The sequence below is a fragment of the Paenibacillus harenae DSM 16969 genome (genome assembly GCF_000422465.1).
In the GTDB taxonomy this organism is placed as follows: domain Bacteria; phylum Bacillota; class Bacilli; order Paenibacillales; family Paenibacillaceae; genus Pristimantibacillus; species Pristimantibacillus harenae.
The window spans coordinates 1-20,360 of sequence record NZ_AULV01000016.1 but is presented as its reverse complement, the minus strand read 5'-3'; the positions used below and the strand labels follow the sequence as shown (position 1 = coordinate 20,360).

Annotated in this window: 13 protein-coding genes; 3 read left to right on the top strand and 10 right to left on the bottom strand. The window is 49.0% G+C overall.

What is annotated here, in order from left to right; genetic code table 11:
- Positions 1-336 precede the first annotated feature (336 nt).
- From H581_RS0104110 to H581_RS0104100, 3 genes are all read left to right on the top strand, one after another.
- Positions 337-2,037: a cellulase family glycosylhydrolase gene (locus H581_RS0104110; protein ID WP_028608919.1), complete on the top strand. Its 1,701-nt coding sequence runs from the start codon at positions 337-339 to the stop codon at positions 2,035-2,037.
- A 57-nt stretch (positions 2,038-2,094) separates the two neighbouring features.
- Entirely contained in the window at positions 2,095-3,819 is a 1,725-nt protein-coding gene (locus tag H581_RS0104105) for a cellulase family glycosylhydrolase (RefSeq protein ID WP_028608918.1), read from the top strand.
- A gap of 221 nt (positions 3,820-4,040) precedes the next feature.
- On the top strand, positions 4,041-5,549 hold the full coding sequence (locus H581_RS0104100) for an alpha-L-fucosidase (RefSeq protein ID WP_036717692.1): 1,509 nt from the start codon (positions 4,041-4,043) through the stop codon (positions 5,547-5,549).
- Positions 5,550-5,615: 66 nt separating this feature from the next.
- Here H581_RS0104100 and H581_RS0104095 read toward each other — a convergent pair whose 3' ends face one another.
- From H581_RS0104095 to H581_RS0104050, 10 genes are all read right to left on the bottom strand, one after another.
- Positions 5,616-6,560, bottom strand: coding sequence for a carbohydrate ABC transporter permease (locus H581_RS0104095; RefSeq protein WP_028608916.1), 945 nt, complete (start codon positions 6,558-6,560; stop codon positions 5,616-5,618).
- A gap of 13 nt (positions 6,561-6,573) precedes the next feature.
- Positions 6,574-7,485, bottom strand: a complete 912-nt coding sequence (locus H581_RS0104090; protein WP_028608915.1) for a carbohydrate ABC transporter permease — start codon at positions 7,483-7,485, stop codon at positions 6,574-6,576.
- Positions 7,482-10,040, bottom strand: coding sequence for a DUF5696 domain-containing protein (locus tag H581_RS0104085; protein WP_028608914.1), 2,559 nt, complete (start codon positions 10,038-10,040; stop codon positions 7,482-7,484). The genes H581_RS0104090 and H581_RS0104085 overlap by 4 nt, the downstream gene beginning before the upstream one ends.
- A 20-nt stretch (positions 10,041-10,060) precedes the next feature.
- Positions 10,061-10,696, bottom strand: a complete 636-nt coding sequence (locus tag H581_RS0104080) for a Yip1 family protein (protein ID WP_036717689.1) — start codon at positions 10,694-10,696, stop codon at positions 10,061-10,063.
- Positions 10,677-12,140 carry an SMP-30/gluconolactonase/LRE family protein gene (locus H581_RS0104075; RefSeq protein ID WP_028608912.1) on the bottom strand — a complete coding sequence of 488 codons (1,464 nt, stop codon included), beginning with the start codon at positions 12,138-12,140 and terminating at the stop codon, positions 10,677-10,679. The genes H581_RS0104080 and H581_RS0104075 overlap by 20 nt, the downstream gene beginning before the upstream one ends.
- A 15-nt stretch (positions 12,141-12,155) precedes the next feature.
- Positions 12,156-13,025 carry a carbohydrate ABC transporter permease gene (locus H581_RS0104070; RefSeq protein ID WP_084134467.1) on the bottom strand — a complete coding sequence of 290 codons (870 nt, stop codon included), beginning with the start codon at positions 13,023-13,025 and terminating at the stop codon, positions 12,156-12,158.
- A gap of 8 nt (positions 13,026-13,033) precedes the next feature.
- Positions 13,034-13,990 (bottom strand): carbohydrate ABC transporter permease, encoded by a 957-nt coding sequence (locus tag H581_RS0104065; RefSeq protein ID WP_028608910.1) that lies wholly within the window; start codon positions 13,988-13,990, stop codon positions 13,034-13,036.
- 17 nt (positions 13,991-14,007) lie between these two features.
- Positions 14,008-16,905, bottom strand: a complete 2,898-nt coding sequence (locus H581_RS0104060; RefSeq protein WP_028608909.1) for an extracellular solute-binding protein — start codon at positions 16,903-16,905, stop codon at positions 14,008-14,010.
- 83 nt (positions 16,906-16,988) lie between these two features.
- Positions 16,989-18,386 carry an ABC transporter substrate-binding protein gene (locus H581_RS0104055; protein ID WP_028608908.1) on the bottom strand — a complete coding sequence of 466 codons (1,398 nt, stop codon included), beginning with the start codon at positions 18,384-18,386 and terminating at the stop codon, positions 16,989-16,991.
- Positions 18,387-18,943: 557 nt separating this feature from the next.
- The coding region (locus tag H581_RS0104050; protein ID WP_245599911.1) for an SGNH/GDSL hydrolase family protein at positions 18,944-20,360 on the bottom strand (1,417 nt) is incomplete at its 5' end.

Sequence of the window (20,360 nt, the reverse complement as noted above, 5' to 3'; positions counted from 1 at the left end):
TGTTTTTGCGTGTGTTGTTATCATACATTTTTTTACTCCTGTTTTCGATAATTTGTAATATGCCCACCCTTACCTCAAAAATATGCCCTGAAAAATATCCAGTTCTCCAGCGAAATGAAGTATTTGAGCCGCAGCAATGAAATTTCAATATGATTTTTAGTTTATTTTTTGTTGTATTATCTAGAACGTTACACAGTTAAAATAAAAATGATACCGCTTACACTCATTTGAGGAGGTGCATGAAAAGCAACATAGGAGCGCTGTCACAAGTGTCGCTGTTATCGGTTTCCCGAAAGAAAGCAAGCTTGTATTTTATTAAAGCAAGGGAGGAATTTTATGCGTAAAACAAAAGCTTTCCTATCGTTGATGTTGACTATTGCTTTGTTGTTTACAGTGTTTTCGTTTTCGTTCCCGGCCTCGACCTCTGCCGCAACTCCCATGCAGACGTATGTGAACGCGATGCAGCCCGGATGGAATTTGGGCAATACTTTGGATGCATTTGATCCGAATGATCCGACAGGAGGCGGCGAGACGTCTTGGGGCAACCCGGTTGTCACCCAAGCCTTTATCCAGCAGATTGCGGAACAAGGCTTCAAAAGCATCCGCATTCCGATAACATGGAATTATCGGATTGGCGGCGCTCCGAACTATGCGATCGATCCGGCATTCATGGACCGGGTTCAGCAGGTTGTCGACTGGTCGCTGCAGGCGGGACTGTATGTCATGATCAACGTTCACCACGACGCTTGGATGTGGGTTAGCTCGATGCCGACGGATCATAACGCCGTAATGGCCCGATATAACGCGGTATGGACGCAAATCGCCGACCGCTTCAAGAATCATTCCGACAAACTGATGTTCGAAAGCATCAACGAACCGGAATTTTCAAACGTTGATATAACGACGCAGCTCGCATTGCTTAATGAGCTCAATACATCCTTCGTGCATCTTGTAAGAGCGTCGGGAGGCGGAAATGCCGTTCGTCCGCTTGTGCTGCCGACGTTATACTGCAATCACGAGCAAGTGCGTGTGGATTCGCTTGCAAGCACGCTTGCCGCGCTGAACGATCCGAATTTGATTGTCACCGTTCATTATTACGGCTTGTGGCATTTCTCTGTAAACATCGCAGGCTACACAACGTTTAATGCCGATGCGAAAAACGATATCGATACAATGGTTAACAATGTCTATAATACGTTCGTATCGAAGGGTATTCCCGTTGTCATAGGCGAATTAGGAATACTCGGTCACGATAAGAACAGGGAAACCGTCGAGCGCGGAGAGATGCTCAAATTTTTCGAATACCTTCTCTACAGTACTCAAGCGAAGAACATTACGACGATGTGGTGGGATAACGGCTCGTACTTTAACCGTACTACTTATCAGTGGAGTGATCCGGATCTTTTCAATATATTCAAACAAAGCTTGACAGGCCGTTCATCCACCTCGGATACCGATCTGATCTTCCTCAAGGCCGGCACTGCGGTTCAAGACGCCGTGATCAACCTGAACTTGAACGGCAATACTTTCGATTCGCTGTTGAACGGAACTGCCGCATTGAGCTCCGGCACGGACTACACATTGAACGGCAATGTATTGACTATCAAAGCAAGCGCGCTCTCCAATTACGCTTCAGGCTCGTTCGGCGAGAAAACAGTATTGTCGGTCCGTGTCAACTCGGGCCCCGATTGGAAAATCCATGTCCGTTATTCCAATACGCCGGTCCTGTCAAAAGCATCAGGCAACTCCAGTGGCGGCTTGGTGATTCCGACAGCTTTCAACGGAGATGTGCTTGCCACGATGGAAGCGGTATACACGAACGGCACTAACGCCGGTCCGCATAACTGGACCTCGTATAAGGAGTACGCCTACGCTTTCTTGCCAGACTATGCGAACAACACGATCATGATAACGCCGAAATTCTTCGCCGAAACAACAGGCGGAACGATTAACTTGACGTTCCACTTCTGGAGCGGCGCCATAGTCAAATATCAGCTTACGACTAAAGGTGGCCGAATCACAGGCACACCGAAGTAATGTCCTGCAAGCAACACATGTCCAGCAGTAGCCCAATGAAACCAAAGGAGAATTTCAATGAGAGCAAAAAAATCGTGTTTATCCGCCCTTTTGGTCGTTGCCCTGCTGATGGCGTTGTTTCCATCCGTCAGCTCGGCCGCTGCTTCCCCGAAAGAAACTAAAATGCAGTCTTATGTAAACGCGATGCAGCCCGGATGGAACCTGGGCAATACATTCGATTCATTTAATACGAACGCACCAAATAATGGTGACGAGACGTCCTGGGGCAACCCGATCGTTACCAAAGAATTCATTAAGGAAATTAAGAAGCAGGGCTTCAAAAGCATCCGTATTCCGATTACATGGAGCGGGCGGATGGGCGGCGCACCTGATTATACGATCAATCCTGACTGGATGGACCGGGTACAGCAAGTTGTCGACTGGTCGCTGCAAGAGGGACTGTATGTCATGATCAACATTCACCACGACTCCTGGATGTGGATCAGCAAGGCGCCGGAGAATCATGACGCCGTATTGGACCAATATAATGCGATCTGGACGCAAGTCGCCGACCGCTTCAAGAATCATTCCGACAAGCTGATGTTCGAGAGCATCAACGAACCGTTATTTGATAACGTTGATGTGGCGACGCAGCACGCGTTTCTTGATGAGTTCAACACATCCTTCTTCCATATTGTAAGAGCGTCGGGAGGCAAAAATGACGTTCGTCCTCTTGTGCTGCCGACTTTATTTACGAATAACTCGCAAGAGCATGTGGATTCGCTTGCAAGCACGATTGCCGATCTGAACGATCCGAATTTGATCGCTACCATTCATTTTTACGGCTTCTGGCCGTTCAGCGTAAACATTGCGGCCTTCCCGAAGCTTGAAGAATTAACGATTAACGATATCGATACAATGGCTAACAATGTATATAATACGTTCGTATCGAAAGGAATTCCCGTTGTCATAGGCGAATTCGGTCTGCTCGGCTGGGATGCTACTCCTTTCAAAACGCCGTTCAGCGAAGGTGTGCCCGAGCATGGCGAGATGCTGAAGTTTTTAGAGTATTTCACCTACAAATCCATAGAGAACAAACTTACTCTTATGCTGTGGGACAACGGCGGGCGGTTTGACCGCAGAACGCTTCAGTGGAACGATCCTGAGCTATACGATCTGATCATGGCCAGCTTGAAGAGCCGCTCTGCCACTGCCGAATCCGATTTGATCTTTGTCAGGAAAGACGCACCGGCTCAGGACTCCGTAATGCCCTTGAACTTAAACGGCAATGTTCTGACCAGCATTAAACTCGGAGACTACGAATTGATGGAAGGCACGGACTATGCGTTAAACGGCGAAGACCTGACCCTCAAAGCAAGTTTTCTCGCCAACCTGACCGACTCGGCCGAACTCGGCGAGGTTGCCGTATTGAAAGCCCAATTTAACAAGGGCACCGATTGGACCTTCTATGTCATGTACAATGACACGCCTGTGCTGCAAAACGCGGAAGGCACCACAGCAAACTTTGCGATCCCGACCGCCTTCAACGGCGACCGTCTCGCTACGATGGAGGCCGCGTACGCTGAAGGTGGCAACGCCGGTCCGCATAACTGGACTTCGTTCAAGGAGTTCGCCCGGACATTCAAACCATCTTATGCTGCAAATGAAATCACACTTACACAGAGCTTCTTCAACGAAGTGAACGACGGAACGGTGATTCTGAAGTTCCACTTCTGGAGCGGCGCCATCATTGAGTACACGATTACGAAGAACGGCACGAACATCACGGGCACAGCATCGTAGAGCCGGATTCGTTTCGGGGAAAAGGGAGTCCTGCCTTGCGCTCGTGCGTACGGTAGGACTCCCTTCTTGCTCCCAATAAATATCCAAACCTTTGCCTATTCGGTCAAATCGGGTCGGCCGTTCAAGATAATAGATAATATTATACTAGAGGAAGTTAGGATTTTACATTCAATAGTTTGCTAGAATAAGGCGGTATCCAAGTAATAGGAGGCCAGTTATGCATGGTTAACGCGCAAATCGCCAAGGGTTCTTTCGAACCCACATTTGAATCGCTCAGGAAATTCGAGTGTCCGGATTGGTTCCGTGACGCGAAGCTAGGAATATGGTCGCACTGGGGCGCACAATCGGTGCCGATGTACGGGGACTGGTACGCCCGAAACATGTATGACGAAGGTTCCGAGCAATACCGGTACCATATTCGCCATTACGGACATCCGTCGAAATTCGGCTACAAAGATATCGTTCAGCTGTGGAAAGCGGAAAATTTCGATCCGGAATCGCTTATGGATTTGTACGCAGCTGCCGGCGCCAAGTATTTCGTCGCACAGGCGATGCACCACGACAACTTCTTCAACTACGATTCGAAAATCCACCGCTGGAATTCGGTCAACATGGGACCGAAGAAAGATATAGTAGCACTATGGAAAGCCGCCGCTTCCCGCCGGGGACTGCCTTTCGGTTTGACCGAGCATCTGGGAGCGACGTTCAGCTGGTTTAAATTCAATAAGGGCCAAGATAAGGAAGGCCTTTATGCGGGCGTCCCGTATGATGGTAACGACCCTGAATACGAGGATTTGTATTTGCCGAACCGCGAGCATTATGATCCGGACAATCTGCTGTCCGAACCGAAACCATGGTATACAACCAATCCTTGGTGGCATCAGCGCTGGCTTGACGTCATCAAGGAAGTCATCGATCTGTACCAGCCGGATCTGCTGTACTCCGACGGCGGCCTGCCGTTCGCCAGCGCTTGGGATAATAGAGACGCTTCCTTGGACGACCCATTGTTCGCAGCCGGGCTGAATGCGGTCGCACACCTATACAATACCAGCGCAGCGGCTAATGGCGGGGTGAATCGCGCCATTTTTAATCAGAAAGACCGCAGGCAGGACGTTTACCGCATCGGGATCCTCGACATTGAGCGCAGCCAGTCTCCGGACATCAGGCTTGACCCGTGGCAGACCGATACTTGTGTCGGGGATTGGTTCTACCATGTGAAAACCGAATACAAGAAACCGGGGCACGTCATCGAAATTCTGGTCGATATCATTGCCAAGAACGGCAACCTGCTCCTCAATATTCCGCAGAAGCCGGACGGTACAATTGATGACGAGTGCACGTATATCCTGCAAGAGATGGCCAAATGGATCAAGGTTTGCGGGGAAGGTGTTTACGGCACCAGACCGTTCCGTGTATCGGGCGAAGGCCGTTCCAGCGTCGTCATTGACCATTTTACGGAGGACAGGGTAGATTGGAACGCCGGCGACTTCCGTTTCACACAAATAGGAAATACGCTGTACGCTTTCCAAATGCGGTGGCCTGAAGATCATCGCGCCGTCATTCGTACGTTGACTCCGTCAGACCAAGTGAAGTCTGTCCGGTTGCTAGGAGCAGGTGAAGTTCCGTTCGAGCAGCCGTACGGAGCTTTGATCGTTTCGCTGCCGGACCAGCAGCCGACGCCGTACGTCAACTGCCTGGCGATTGAACTACATTCTTCATCGCCCGCATAGAAAGCAAAAAAACCGATCGATACCGGGCGTCATTACCTGGTAATCGATCGGTTTGCTTTTGGCCGATCAGCCTACAATGCCTGTGCGCTCGATCCCTTCAACAAAGTACCGCTGCACAAAGAAATAAATGATAATAAGCGGCAGGATAGCGAGCAGAATGCCTGTATCCTGCACCATGCTCAAATAGAAAGGATCTACTTGGGAGGAACCTCCTCGATCAAGACTGTTCAGGTTGTATGGCAATGCAGCCAGCTGCACGGACATGACCTTGCCTGAAGCCAGATACGTTGTCGTAAAGAAGCTGTCGTTCCATTGCCACACGAACGAAAAGAGCAGCACGGTGATCATCGCAGGGATCGCATTCGGGAGCATAATTCGGGAAAACGTCGTCCCGATCCCTGCGCCATCGATATATGCGGCCTCCTCGATCTCTTTGGGGATTCCCCGGAAAAATTGTCTGAATATAAAAATATAAAGTCCCGCCTTCAGCGAGTTGGCTGTCACGGCTGTCAGTATGAACGGCCAGTAGCTGTTCAGCAGATTGGCGGATTTGCCCGTAAGCAATGGAATTAGCCCCATAAGCGTAAAATCCTTCAGATTGAGATAAAGGGGAATAAGAATCGTCGAAGGCGGAACCAATATGGTCAGAATGACTCCAGCAAACAGCAGATTGCTTCCCTTGAATTTCAGCCGGGCAAATCCGTAACCAGCCAAAGCGCAAGTTATCGCGGTAAGGATGGTAGTAGAGATCGACAGCGCAAAGGTATTGACCAATGTTTCCCAGTAATCCATAATCAAAATCGCTTGTTTGAAATTGTCCCAAGTAAAATGGACGGGAACCCACACCACGATCGGCGAATATAGATCCTCCTTATCTTTAATCGCTGTCGAAATTTTTTGCAAAATCGGATACAAAATCAAAAACGACAGTCCTGCAATCAATACAAGACGGACGAATGACCAAATCCACCTTTTCCAGGATTCTATCGATAACAGTCGGGAATAGCGCACTCGTACATCCCCCCTAATCATAATAAAAAACTTTCCTCGATATCAGATAAGTGCTTATCAGTAAGATTAGAGCAACGGCCAGAAAATAAATCGTTGCCATCGCCGAGCTGAGACCGAAATTAAAAACTGAAAAACCGGTATCCAGGATCAAGTCCGTTATTTCGTTGCTGGAGACCGAATCTATAATGGTATAAATCACATTGACCAGAATAAGCGGACTGACCATCGGGAACGTAATCTTCCAGAAGGCTTCGTAGCCGGTTGCCCCTTCCATCTTGGAGGCTTCGTACAGCTGCGGCGAGATGGTCTGGATTCCCGCGAGGAAGATCAGAATCTGAACGCCGGATTGGCTGACAATCTGATAGATACGGTCAACGGAACCTGTGAGGTAATTGACGATCCATTCGCTGACCCCGGCTTGCAGCATCAGCTTCTCCAATTCAAAGCTCTGTAACGAACGAACGACCTTTGCCCCCGAACTTGCATCGCTTATCGCTTGCACCAGGCTTGTGCTCTCCAGATTCATTATAACGCCGGATGCAAGAATAACGGGAAGGAAGAAGATCGCCCGGGCGGCGGATCTTCCGATGAATTTCTGGTTCAGCAACACCGCCAGGAATAAACTGAAAATGACGATCAGCGGAATATTGACCACGATATTCACGATCGATTCGGTCAAAACACGGTTGAAGCTTGTGTTTATCGTTAAGGCTTCCACGTAATTTTTGAATCCGATGTATTTAACCGTTATCCCGTCCGAATTGGCCGTTATCGAGCTGAAGCTGAATCGCAATGAACTCAACAAAGGTACAAAGAAAAAGAGAACAAATCCAAGCAGCCACGGCAAAACGTAAAGAAAACCCCATTGTGCCTTTTTTTCCGCGTAAGACCTTTTCAATTGGCGAGGTTTCAGTATGGATTTCATTTTTGTACACCACCCATTACATAACCTCCGGCTTCGACGTTTAGGCCATCCGCCTGTACCATTGATCGATTGTAGTTCACAATAATATAGATACTGTTCTCATAAACGGTTTTGAAGACGCCGTCTCTTAACTTCTCATGCGAAATCATCTTCTGGTTCTGCACTTTGCCCAAGACTTCATTCACATTCCCATAGATCTGTGCAGCCTGGTCCAGCCATTGCTCGTAATTGACGGCGTATAAGTCGTCGTAGTCCGTATCCTTTACTTTATCATTCGGTTCATGAATCCATTTGAATGAAACGCCCGAGCCATATTCCAGACACTTCAATATATACTGGTTCATGTCGGTGAGGGTCGATAGATTATAAGGCATGCCCGTATAGTCGATATATCCGCGAACGACCATTTGATAGAATGGAATTTCTTCGTCTTCAATTTTGAGCCCGCTATTGGTCATCGGCGCATTCGTAATATCCGTAACGTATGGAAACGCATAAGCGTTGCCGCCATTCGCCATAATCTCGAGATTCCGTTCGCGGATCTTGGTCATCGCCTCTTTCGATATCGTTTCGGACTCCGTACGGTCGATCTGATGATTTGTCCGATAGTCGGTATTCAACTGGTTGCCCAGATCCTGCAGCGATATCCCTTCAAGACGATAGCCGTCCAGTTCGTTCAGCATGGAATCCACAACCTTCAACATATAGCTCGGCGATACAACATAGGACGGAGCTTTGCTGTGGTCGCGCTGATTCAAGACCGGTTCAATCGGGTAGATCGCGGCAGGATCTCCCCTTAATGTTCTGGCAGCTTCCTTGGTTACATCGAATCCGCCGCTTGTACGCGCCTCTGCGATATAGACGTCCGGGAAGAAGGAAAGGTCCTTGTCCCGAGCGAAGGAGATAAATTCCCGAAGCGCTTTGCTTCCGCCTACAGCTCCGTCGACCGAGACATGTTCCGGAACCTGATGATCAAGTCCTTTATTAAACCAACCCGAATACTGAAGCTTAATATTGCGAATATTGCGGTTCTGCATCTGATTTACGATATCCTCTGCCTGTTTAAAGGTTGTCAGAGGTTCGAGCGCCTTATAGGGAATTCCCACCGCATGTTTGTTTTTGGCGATGCTTCCGATCAGCTGCAAATAAAACGGCGCATCCCCTCCGGATTTTGAATCGCTTGCCGACTTCGGTTCGGGAAGTCCATGCGTTTTGATCAAATACTGTTGATAGTACTGTGCCATTCCGGAATAAGTAGCTTCTTCCCCGCTCAGAAAAGCGTAACGGATCGTAAAATCCGATTTTGTCGGATTCTCTTGATACCTGGGCAAGGAACGCGCCTGACCGTTCGCGTCCAGGGACACCTGGTCCTTATTGATCACATAAAAGCTTGGATAAATAAAGTTATAGCTATTCAGCCTGCCGCTTACATCTGCATGAACGCTTGCAACGGAATCGCCTTCTTCAATAATGCCGAGAAAGGCGCCATCCTTGCGAAGCATTCCGAATACCGGCAATCTGGCTTTTTCTTCCCAGACGCCGTCTTTGACACTCTCCATCGTTAGATCGGATCCATATATCCTTTGTTCATATGACGAATAATTAATTTTGCCATTGTTGAAATGAATGAGCGCACCGGATCCGTCCGGTACAAATAATGAACCTTCTGACTCCTCCCCTTCTGCGCCGAAGAAACCAAGAACCGACACCGTACTGATCGGATATTCATCTGAGTAATGAAGGCCGGAAGCCGGCACCTTGACCACGAGACTATCGTCATCCAAGGTATACTCGATCGAGGCAAGGAATATACGCGGGTCGGGTTTGGTTTGCTCCAGCTGAAGCGCCTCGAGATCCTTCCGGAAATCTTCATCCGTATAGCCGGCATCTTCGAATGCCTGAAGAGTTCGTTTCAGTTGAATCCCTGCCAGAGATTCATTTCGCACATACACAGATGGGTCAGCGCTTTCTTGGTAGGCAATCATCAGCGCGCGCTGTCCCGTTTTATCCACTTTCCCTTTAAGTTCCTCTAAGCGCTCTTTCGTCAGCTTGCTTGGAAGATCCTCAGCCGTTTTCTCGTCCGTTCCGAATTGATAAGTCACTCTGATGCCGTTAGGAATGCTTTCGAATCTGACTTGTTTATGAATGACGCTATCCGTATAGGAGTTGACCGAGCTGAGCTGGCCGAAAGCGTTATGGAAATCGAGCTTCAATTGAGCGGATAATAAATCCTTGTTAATTCCTGTCGCGAGTTTATCGGATTCCCGCTCCGGCGGGTTGCTGTACCAAACTTCTCCGCTGCTTTTATCGAGGACGGCAATAACTCCCGACTGATCGTCTGCGAATAATTGCAGACGATTGTTTTCTGCAACGCCTTTCATCTCCGCGACTCGAGGATCCGTGAAGGAAACGGGCAAAGCCGTTCCCTTAACAAATTCCGCTGCGACAGAACGATTGGCTTCCGTTTGTTTATCAGTACCGGAGCCCGCACACCCGGCAGTCATTATTCCGAACAGGAACAACGAAGTCAGTAAGGCATATCTTTTCAAATTCATGGCTGCGCATGCCTCCTTCCTTAGCTTCTCAGGTCAATTTCCTGGTAAATCGTTGATACAAATGATGAGATCTGCTGAATCAGGCTGAAGAAAAGCAGGCACAGGAACGCCAGAAACCCCATGGCGATAACCGATAACAGCAGGGTGCCGATGGTTTTTGACGGCGTAAATTGATGAACCGTCATATTCCCGACGAACAGCAGATACAATGTCCAAATGACGGCGACGCTGTGCGAGAAGTAATAGAAGCTCGTCTCCTGGATCGAGATGACGTTGCTTAACCAAATCCATGGAAATGGGATGATCACCATTGGAATGAAGGCAAAGCAGGTTGACGTGAAAATTTCGACAAACTTTCCTTCTCCGTCCATCAAGGTCGTGAGCGACCAATTGGCCACGCACCAGAACAACACCGGAAGCAGGACGTACAGAACCTCCATCAAACTGTTCATCTCGGTGGGATTGTATATATTGACGAGGAATCCGCTATACTGGCTGCTCATGATATTGGTAACGGCCAAGAGGAACAAGATCGAGAAGGAAACGATCAGATTCGTTTTTTTGTTCCGTTCATACTTCAAATCCCAATAGCCGTTAAATGGGTGCAGAATCAGATAAAATGGATATTTAATCAGTTCACTGTTCAATTGCGGCACGTTTCCTTCCCCCTTTCCATTGCCGGAGCTTCCTGAAAATAATTGTACCGAGAACGATCAAGACAATACCGGTCATGATCGCAGGGAAGTATTCGCGCAGCACTTCCTTGCGATAGAGCAGGAATGCCTTCGAATAGTTCAGCTGATCCTTGCTTTGCTTAAAATATTTCATCGCCTCTGCGTATTCCCCTTGCCGAAGCAGCGCTTTGCCGATCCCGGCATAAGCGAATTCCAGGTTGGCGTTCATATTGATTGACTTCTGGAATAAGGCGAAGGCCGCCTCTTCATCGCCCCTGTAGTAGCTTCGCACGGCTTCGTTCAGGGTCCGGCCGTATTCCGTTGTCTCGAATAAAGTGATTTCCCCGAGCCCCTTATCCAGAACGAGAAACTGATCCCCTACACGCTCGATGGCTGACGGCGTGTTGAATTCGCCCAGCCGATTGCCCAGACCGCCGAATACATACATGAAATGTCCATCGCCGTTGTATGTGAAAATCCGTCCGCGCCTGGAATCAAGCACCGAATAGATTTCGCTGTCCGCGACATCGATGTCAATCAGTCTCGTTCTCTCCTCTGATGACATGACGAGGTCGCCGCGCGGGTTGAAATACCCCGTTCGCCTCAAAATATCGTTTCCCTGGGCATTTAATTTCTTGATCGTATCGCCATACCTGTCGCCGTTCGTCGTATAAATAAATCCTTCATCGTTAATATCCAGGTTCGTGAATTCCGTAGGCGTAAACGTGGCCATCTGACTCCGCTGGGCGCGGGTAGACAGCCGTTTCCACAACAGCTCGATCGGATCGACCCTTACGCGGTTCGCGCCAATGAACGTCGAAAATTCGCCATTAGCGTTAAACTCCATAAATCCGTCAAATATGCCGACGGCCATGACATAAATTCGCTGGGCCTTATCGACAACAACACGAGCGGGTTGGAACTGGAACTTCTCCTGAAAGAGCTCGGACTCAGGATTCTCGATCACCTTCACAAGCGTACCATTCGAATCGAGATGGACAACTCTTTTATTTCCCGTATCAGCGACGTATATATGCTTGTCTTCGGTTACAAACAGGCCTTGCGGGCTCATAAACTTATCGGGCTCCCCCTTGCTATCGAAGGAATCGATGATTCGAACCGGCTTGAAGCTCGCATCCATCACCACGATTCGATTATTGCCGGAGTCCAGCACATAAATTTGCTTGTCTGCCGTAACGTGTATATCGTTCGGTTCCTTAAATGGTCCGACTCCCAGACTGTCGCCATTCAAGAGAGCCGTTGCCCGATAGGCGGCAGGCGAGGCGACAGCGTCTCCCCAGTAGGAATAATTATAGGATGCGGGAGTTTCTTCGGCATGAACGATCGCGCTTCCCATTCCAATGCTTAGCAAACAGATGAGCGTCGTGAGGACAAATGTCCTTGTTTTATATAGGCTGCTCAACATCGCGTCTCATCCTTTCTACTCTTTCATCCCGGAGGTCGCCATCGTCTGCATGACGCTGCTCTGCGAGATGATAAAGAGCGTAATCGGAACGATCATCAAGAGAAGGGCGACCGCCGCTCCAACGCCTGCGCGGGCGATGCCGCCTGCCGAGATTATGCCAAGCGCGTAATGGAGCGTCTTCAGGTTCTCGCTATATATGAAGTTGCCTCCGTCGGTCCCCCATAATGCGGGGAACTGCAATATCATAAGCGTCAGCCATGCGGGCTTCACGTTCGGCATGACGATACTCCAATAAATCCGATATTCGTTCGCTCCGTCGATTTTGGCCGCTTCCAGCAGCGCATCCGGAATCTGTTCCATGAATTGCTTCATGAGGAACAGTCCGAGAGGGAAGGCGAGAGACGGCACGATCACCGAGGCGTGCGTGTTGACCCAGCCGAGCCAGGACATGACCATATAGTTCGGTATCGCGGTCACATGTCCCGAGAACATTAAGGACAAAATGACGATCGAGAACAAAGTCCCCGATCCCCAAAATCGGTATTTCGCCAGAGGATAGGCCGCCGCAGACGCCAGCAGAATATGTCCAGCCGTCCCGGCGATCGTGATGAACAGGGTGTTAGAGATATAACGGGATAGCGGCACCCACGAGTTCCCCATCAGGGCGAACAGATCGAAGAAGTTGTCCAGCGTCGGATTGTTGACCAGAAACCGCGGCGGGAATATAAACAGTTCGTCAAGCGGCTTGAATGCATTGCTCACCGCATAGATGAGCGGAAGCGCCATAAACGCGCCGAAAACGGCAAGAAGCGCAAACATTAAAAAACTGACGGCAAAGGATCGGTTTAACCGCCTGGGGGTCCGGAATACAGTTAGCACCCTCATGACCATTTCTATTCACCTATCTTTCGCAACAGTTTTTGCGTTAACTTATTGGAGCCGATCATAATGCAGAAGAGCACTGTCGCGATAGCAGATGCGTAACCCATCTCGAAGCGGATGGTGCCGAAGTCCATCAAGTGCGTTACGATGGTATGCCCCGCGTAGTTAACGCTTGGAAATCCGGCTAGTGCGACCGATATATCGGCGACCGCAAGCGAGCCTGTTATCTGCATTACGGCTCCGAACATCAGCTGCGGCCGCATGGACGGCAGCGTGATGAACCATAACTCCTGCCAGCGGTTCTTGATGCCATCTACGGCTCCTGCTTCGATCAGTGACCGGTCGATCGTCTGAAGACCGGCGATGAAGGCCAGGAAGCTGGTGCCCAGGCTAAGCCACAGCTGGACGATGATGATAATAGGCAGAATATATTGTTCGTTCGAAAGCCATTGAATCGGTTCGAGAATAAAACCGAATCTCATGAGGAAACCGTTCAAATAGCCGTAGCTGTCTCCAGAGAATACGATCAGCCAAATAAAGAAAACGTTCCCCGAAATGGACGGCGCATAAAACACAAGGGTCATAAACGCTCTGACCTTGGGCGACAATTCATTGATAATCCAGGCAAAGAGGAAACACGCGATATAGCTGACTGGACCGGTCACGACTGCGAACATGAACGTATTCTTCAGGGCGATCATGAACACATCGTCGCCCAGGAACAATCGGGAATAATTCTGCCAGCCTACGAATCTCGGAAACTCCAGCATGTTAAAATAAAAGAAACTGAGTGCCAGCGAGATGACGACTGGAATGACCGTAAAAGTGAAGAAGATCAACATGTACGGACTCATCAGCAAGTAGTAGTGCTTGTTTTTTCGAAGCTCTCGGGCAACATTGGCGAGTCGTGACGGCTTCTTTGCCTGGATGAGGCTCGACGCGGCATGACGGTTTGCTTCTGCTTGCATCGGCTTCCACCCCCTAACTAATTCTGCAGATTGAATTCCTGCCGCTTGAGTGCGATTTCATCATTCATGTACAATATATAATCCGATAGGGCTTCGCGCGGATTCTCGCTCTGGTTCACGACGCGCCGGAAGGCGTTATCCAGATGCCTGCCGGTGAAATACCCGCCCGGCACTTGAGGGATGCCCCTTACCCAATGCCATTGGCGTTCAAGATTGTTGAAATCCTTGACCGGCCATGGCAGCTGCTCCAACGCTTCGATGTTGGCTGTCGGATATCGCGCAGCCTCGCCGAGCAACCCTTCCAGCTCTCGTCCGTAAGCGATTTGGGTATCCTTGTCTGTCCACCACTTCATGAATGACCACGCCGCGTCCTTGTCGTCGGCATTATCCAGCATCATGACCGCGGTCGTATGGCTGGCGACCTCATGACTTACGGAGCCGTCCTTGCGCTCGGTGCCGGGTACGACGGTAAAGTCCCACAACCCTTTGATCTCCGGCGCAAGAACCGTTAGCAAATTGTACGTTGTATAATCGGCAATGCCGATTGGCATCTCTCCAGTCCGGAACCGATTAGCGAAATCCGCTTGCAACGGAAATTTGTAGTTCGTATAAAATTGCGTCCAGCGCTTGAAAACCTGCATGGAAATCTCGGAGTCGAGTGCGCTCTTCATGTCATTGTCCCGATAGAACTGGCCGCCGTTCTGGTAGAGCAGCATAGCGAACGCCGCATTCGGAACCAGAGTCGCATTGTTCGCAGCCGATTCGATCGGCAAATAAAATTCCATGTTATGCTTCTGCAGCACCGAAATCATGTTATACACATCTTGCCATGTCTTCGGTGGCTCCAACTCCAGCTCCTTGAGAATATCCTTGCGATAGAACAGCATCGGGAAGGTCTGCTGCTCCGGCAGCGCATATACGCCTTCGTCATATCTGTAAGGAGTTATTGCGCTTTCGCGGAACCTTGCGGCGACTTCCTCGAAATCCGGGAAAGCAGTCAAATCGGCTGCGGCTTTCCTCATCGCATAATTAACAGGGAGATCCTCGCCGGCCTGCAGGGCAATATCCGGTCCTTCACCTGCCAGTACCGCCGGAAGCAGGATACCGCCCGGAACAAGCCTTAAATTTACCGATATGTTTGTATCGGGCGTAAACGTGTCGTCAATCAACGCTTTCAACACTTGCGCCTGGTCCCTTCCCGTCGTTACCCAAACCGTGACGAAACGCCCGCTTTCTTCCGTGCTTCCGATACTATCGTAGTCTTCGGTATAAGAGGCGACGTAAGCGCCTAACTCGTGCTTGACCTTCTCAAGCATAGTCGCTTTCGCTCTCGGGAGCTTGCTGTCCGGAGACGCGACGATCAGATAATCCAATGTAAGCGGCTGTTCGCGCACATTCAGAATCCACGTGCCAAGACCGCCGACATTCACCTTGAAGGAGTTCAGACGGTTCGCGATCGTTTCCGGCTTCTCCGCCATTTCGTTCAACTGCCTTACCATCGTATGAAGAACAGCGACTTTATCGCTTCTCTCCCCTGTCGATTGTTCGAGATAATCCGCCACAGCCTGGATATTGCCAGCTTGTTCCCGGAAAACATCGATCATGCCGGGAATCCGCTTCTCCAATTGATAATCGCGGTTTGGGTCCGGCGTATTCGAGGTAATTAACAAAATTTTTCGATACATCTCGTTAAGCTTCAGCACGCTCGACTCGATCGTCTCAATGAGCGGAGCGAGCTCGCCGAGTGAAACCGTCATACGAATGCGATGCTTTCCTTTCGTCAGATGGAACAGGTACGGCTCTTCCCCTCCCAGCACATCCGTCTGCCATTCCATATTGAAGGCGAATTGCGTCCTCTTCATTTCCTGGAATGGATATTTGCCGTCGATCATGATGCTGCGCGTCGCATAGACGCCACGCAACTGATCCTGTTTGCGCTTCAGCGCAATCTGGTACAACCCATCCTCTTCCACTTCGAATTCCCATTCAATCCACTGCCCCGGCAGCTTCCAGTTGAGGCCACCAATCGCGTTGACCCGAATTTTCGAAGCGCTGTACGGCGTGACCGCAGGGCTTGACCGATCGGAAAGCGGATAAAGCGTTGGAGAAGATTTTAGGGTCGCATCCTCAGCCTGAATCACTATGAATTGACCTTCGGCGGCCGCAGCCCCTTCGGCATCGTATTCGGCTTTCCGTTCTTCATAGGATTTTGTCTCCGGCTCCTGGTACAACTCGATATAGTCGATAGCCATCGGTTCCCTTAAGGAAGTCAAAGAAACGGTCTGAACCCCTTCGTCAAAATAAAACAAATAGGGCTCGTCATGGTAACCTTCTCTGTCCTCCAAGGACGCGATTTGCCAAGCCGGCTTCTCTATTTGCCTCGGGCGCAAATCGTTGCCGCGATTGTCCCGCTCGATTTCGTCTTCGCGATTGCTCCAATATCGATCGAACAATAAGATTTCGGCGTCTTTAAAAGGCACTTCCTGATTGATCGCCAACTCCCTCTCGATAGCTGAGCTTTTCCCCTGAATAGGAAAATAATGAATTCGAATATTGTACAGCCCCGGTTGATCAACCTGGACCTTCCAACTAATTGTGCCCGACTCGGGCGTCAACACAGCTTGACCCTCCAGGCCTTGAAATCCATCCGCAAGCTCAAAGCCGTCCCCTTCGAGTGCAGCATATTGTTCGCCTTCGATTCGAATCTCCGCCGTCGGTCTGTCTGCGTTCGAGTAGCGTTTCATATAGGCGTCATATCCGTCATTTGCATCAGAATCCATTACCGCTGCAAAATCGCTAAGAGCCTGAACATCGCCGTTGCCTTTTTGACTTGATGAGTAGATCGCCCATATGGACAAACCTAAAACAAAACAAATAAAGATCCATTTCACTAATTTCTGGCGTCTGACGCTCAATTCTGCTCCCCCCCGCGGCAAGAGTGAAATTCAAACAGTCCACATTATTATATTGGGTGCGGACTGTTTGATCACTTCAATCGTTATTTCTTATAGACTTCATCGATCGCCGCCTGGAAAGGCGTTTTATACGTCTCGATGACCGTGGATACGGATTGGCCTTTGCTAATCTCATCAGCAAACGCATAATATGGCATACTTGGGTAGGTGCTTAGACTGTCAAAACTAAACCGTTTACTCGCTAATACAACATTGTTGATATCATTTTCGTTGTCAAATAATGACTCGTACCAGTCCTGACCAGGATAGTCGTAAACCGAATCGTATGTTTCAATTTTCTCCCAGATATACATGAGCTGCTCCGGATTCTTTACTGCCTTCGGAATTACCATTGCCCCTGGATTGGTATCTGGTGTATAGTAGGAAGTTCCATTCGGTCCTTTAGGGAAAGGAATAAAGCCGATTTCGAAGTCCTTCATGTCGTTCTTCAAAGCACCCGCTTCATAATTTCCAGATGAATACAACAATGTGTTGCCTTGACGGAAAAATTGACTTGGCTCCGTCCAATCGCCGCCCTCTGAAGGTCTGACGAGTTTTTCGGTATACAGTTTGGATATGAAATTCAAAACTTCGACGGTTCTAGGATCATCCAGGTTCTGCTTATCCCTCTTCGTCAAGCTTGTCTCGTTGGAGGCAAGCGCTGAATCCAAAACCCCGCCACTTGCCAATCCCCATGTATCAAGTTTTCCATCGTTATTCGTATCTTTATTAGCCTCTTTGATCACTTGTACGAACGTTTCCCAATTCCAGTTATCTTCATCAACATATTCTTGAAGCGGTTTCATGCCGAGATTGTTTATCAACGTGCGGTTGTAGAAGAAACCAGTCGCTCCCATTGTAGGCCCGCCAAAACCGTACCCTCTCCCGTTATACTGCATAACCTTATTCGTTACTTCCGGATTGAATACTTTGTCATTTTTGGTGTATTCGTCAATCGGCCACAACAGATCTTGACTTGCCAGCGTTGGAATGGTGTACGATTTGCTTACGGCAATGAAATCGCCTACCGGTTCGCCGGCAAGTAACGATGCCGTAACCTTGTTCTGGTACTCCGCGCCATCGATGACAACGTATTCAACCTTGAAATTATGTTTCTTCATTAGAGATTCCAGATTCTTTTTCCTTTGGATATTATCAGGGTTATCTTCAGGGATTTCCAAGCTCCAGAAGTTTACAATCTTGATTGTTCTGCCGCCCATATCGAAATCCATCTCCGGCGTTTTCTTGGAATCTCCCGAGCCTTCTGCAGCGTTATTCGTCTCCCCGGAAGCATTCGACGCCGCCGGATCGTTTGATGCCTTATCGGGAGCAGTATTGGTGCTTCCTGGATTGTTCACGCTGTTGCCTCCGCTGCTGCAAGCGGCTAAAGTAAATATCAACATCAGACTAACAAGCAACATAACCAGTTTTTTGTTATTCATTTTTCATCCCCCATTAATTGTAATGTAACCGCTGTCGCTTTCATGCAGTGTTAGTGAAAGAACCGCCTTTCTTGAAAACTACGCCGTTTTAGCTTGTGCTGCTATTCTTTCCGCGCTTTTCACCTCCTGCCCGCTTCAACTCCACAATATTTAGTTGAAAGCGGTATCAAATTCATCATGTATCGCGCATGGGACGAAATAAATTCATATAATGTCCCTCCTTGCTTCTTTAAAATCATATTGTAAAAAAAGAATGCAAGCCTTCATTTTATAGCCATGGGTATAGCATTATTTAGTCATAACCCCATCAAGGCGGAATAAAAATCTCGTCATGCTTGAGTCAAGTGTTCTGGATCAGTTGCAGGAAATTGTTGGATTTACGCCATACGCATGCAAAAAACGCACAAGAGAACCGAGTACTATTCTCGGATCGCTTGCGCGTTTTTTTGCCGTAATTACCTGCCGTATTATCAATGTTCGTATTCCATCCGGAAATGAGCAGCCATCTAGCGTTATTGTATCCTCCGCTTTGTCTTACGGTATCAACAAAGCCGAACCTACCAATTCATCACCGCTTTAATATTAGCAATCAGCTTGGCTGCGGCTTTGGTATTGGTTGCCTCCGTCGGATGCCAATCTGCAGCGAAGCCGTCTGCCGCCGATTGAACGTCAAACTTCATAGCCGAAATATTAGTATCGCCTGTTTCATTCGAATAAGCTGCGACTGCTTGCTCCACCATCGGAAAAAGACTATCCCCCATTATGCCCAAGGTGCACATCAAATGCGCATTCGCGTTACGCGATCGAACCTGCTTCAGAAATTCCACATAGGCATCTCTGTACTCAGCCTGCTTCACCGGATCATCCTTCGTATACGAATAGTCGTTCGTCCCGAGATTGATGACAATCAGATCAGGTACGAATTTGTTAAAGTCCCATGGTGAGGAGTTGACATCCAGATTCCCGTCTATACGACCGGAAGATCTGGCAATGATGTCATAATTATTCGGAACCAGCAGCGAGACGTTCTTCTCACCGTTACCGGTATAGCCAGAGACGATGCCATGACCGCTGTAGGCAACCATGCTGTAGTCGGCCTGGAGCGCAGCTGCCGTTTTATAGGCATAGGTTTTGGTCACATCTTCTGTCGCAGTGGAAAATCCGTGCTCCTTCACCTCATCATCTACACCGTAGCCGGCCGTGATCGAATCGCCGATGATCTCGATCTTCCGAGCCGAACTCTGCGTCGGTTGAATCCCATTCACAGCATTAACGCGAATCTCCTGAATTCCTGCGGTAGATCTGATCGCCTCCGACAGTTTGACGACCTTAATGACGACATCCTGTTGTGTAGCACTTTCAAATACGGTGTAAGTCTTCTGAGACTGTTTTAATAAATCGTCTACGACTCGTACTCCGTTAACATAAATGCCGATCCTTGCATAATCGGTCTGCCCTAACGCAACCTGGTCGCCTTTCATCGTAATTTGAGCCTTCGTGCCTCTAAACTTGAACTCCGCCCCACTGCCGGACAACGCCAACCAAAGCGTGTCATTATAGAAAACGGTCCTGCCGATCGGCTTTACGAAGTCCTTATCTGCTCTAAACAATTGATCACCCTGCTCCAATATAATATAGTCTACATTCCAGCCCGTATCTCCGGCATCATATTGGAGCTTCAATGTCGCGCCTGCAGGGATATTGACCGGCACGGTCACGAAAGTGTAGGCACCATTCCAAGTGCCATTCCCGGTGATGTTGATGGTCTTTGTCTTAACCCCATTCACGTACATACTATATGTACCCGAGTTAGTGGCAGCATATCTCACAGTAAGGCTGGTTGCAGCAGGAACATTGTTGAACTGAATGCCATTGCCGTTCACATGAAGATACTCAACCGCTTGACCGCCTGACGCTGAGGAGTCATTGTAGACAGAAGCGAATCCCAGCCTGGTCGCAGTTTCCGCTTCCATT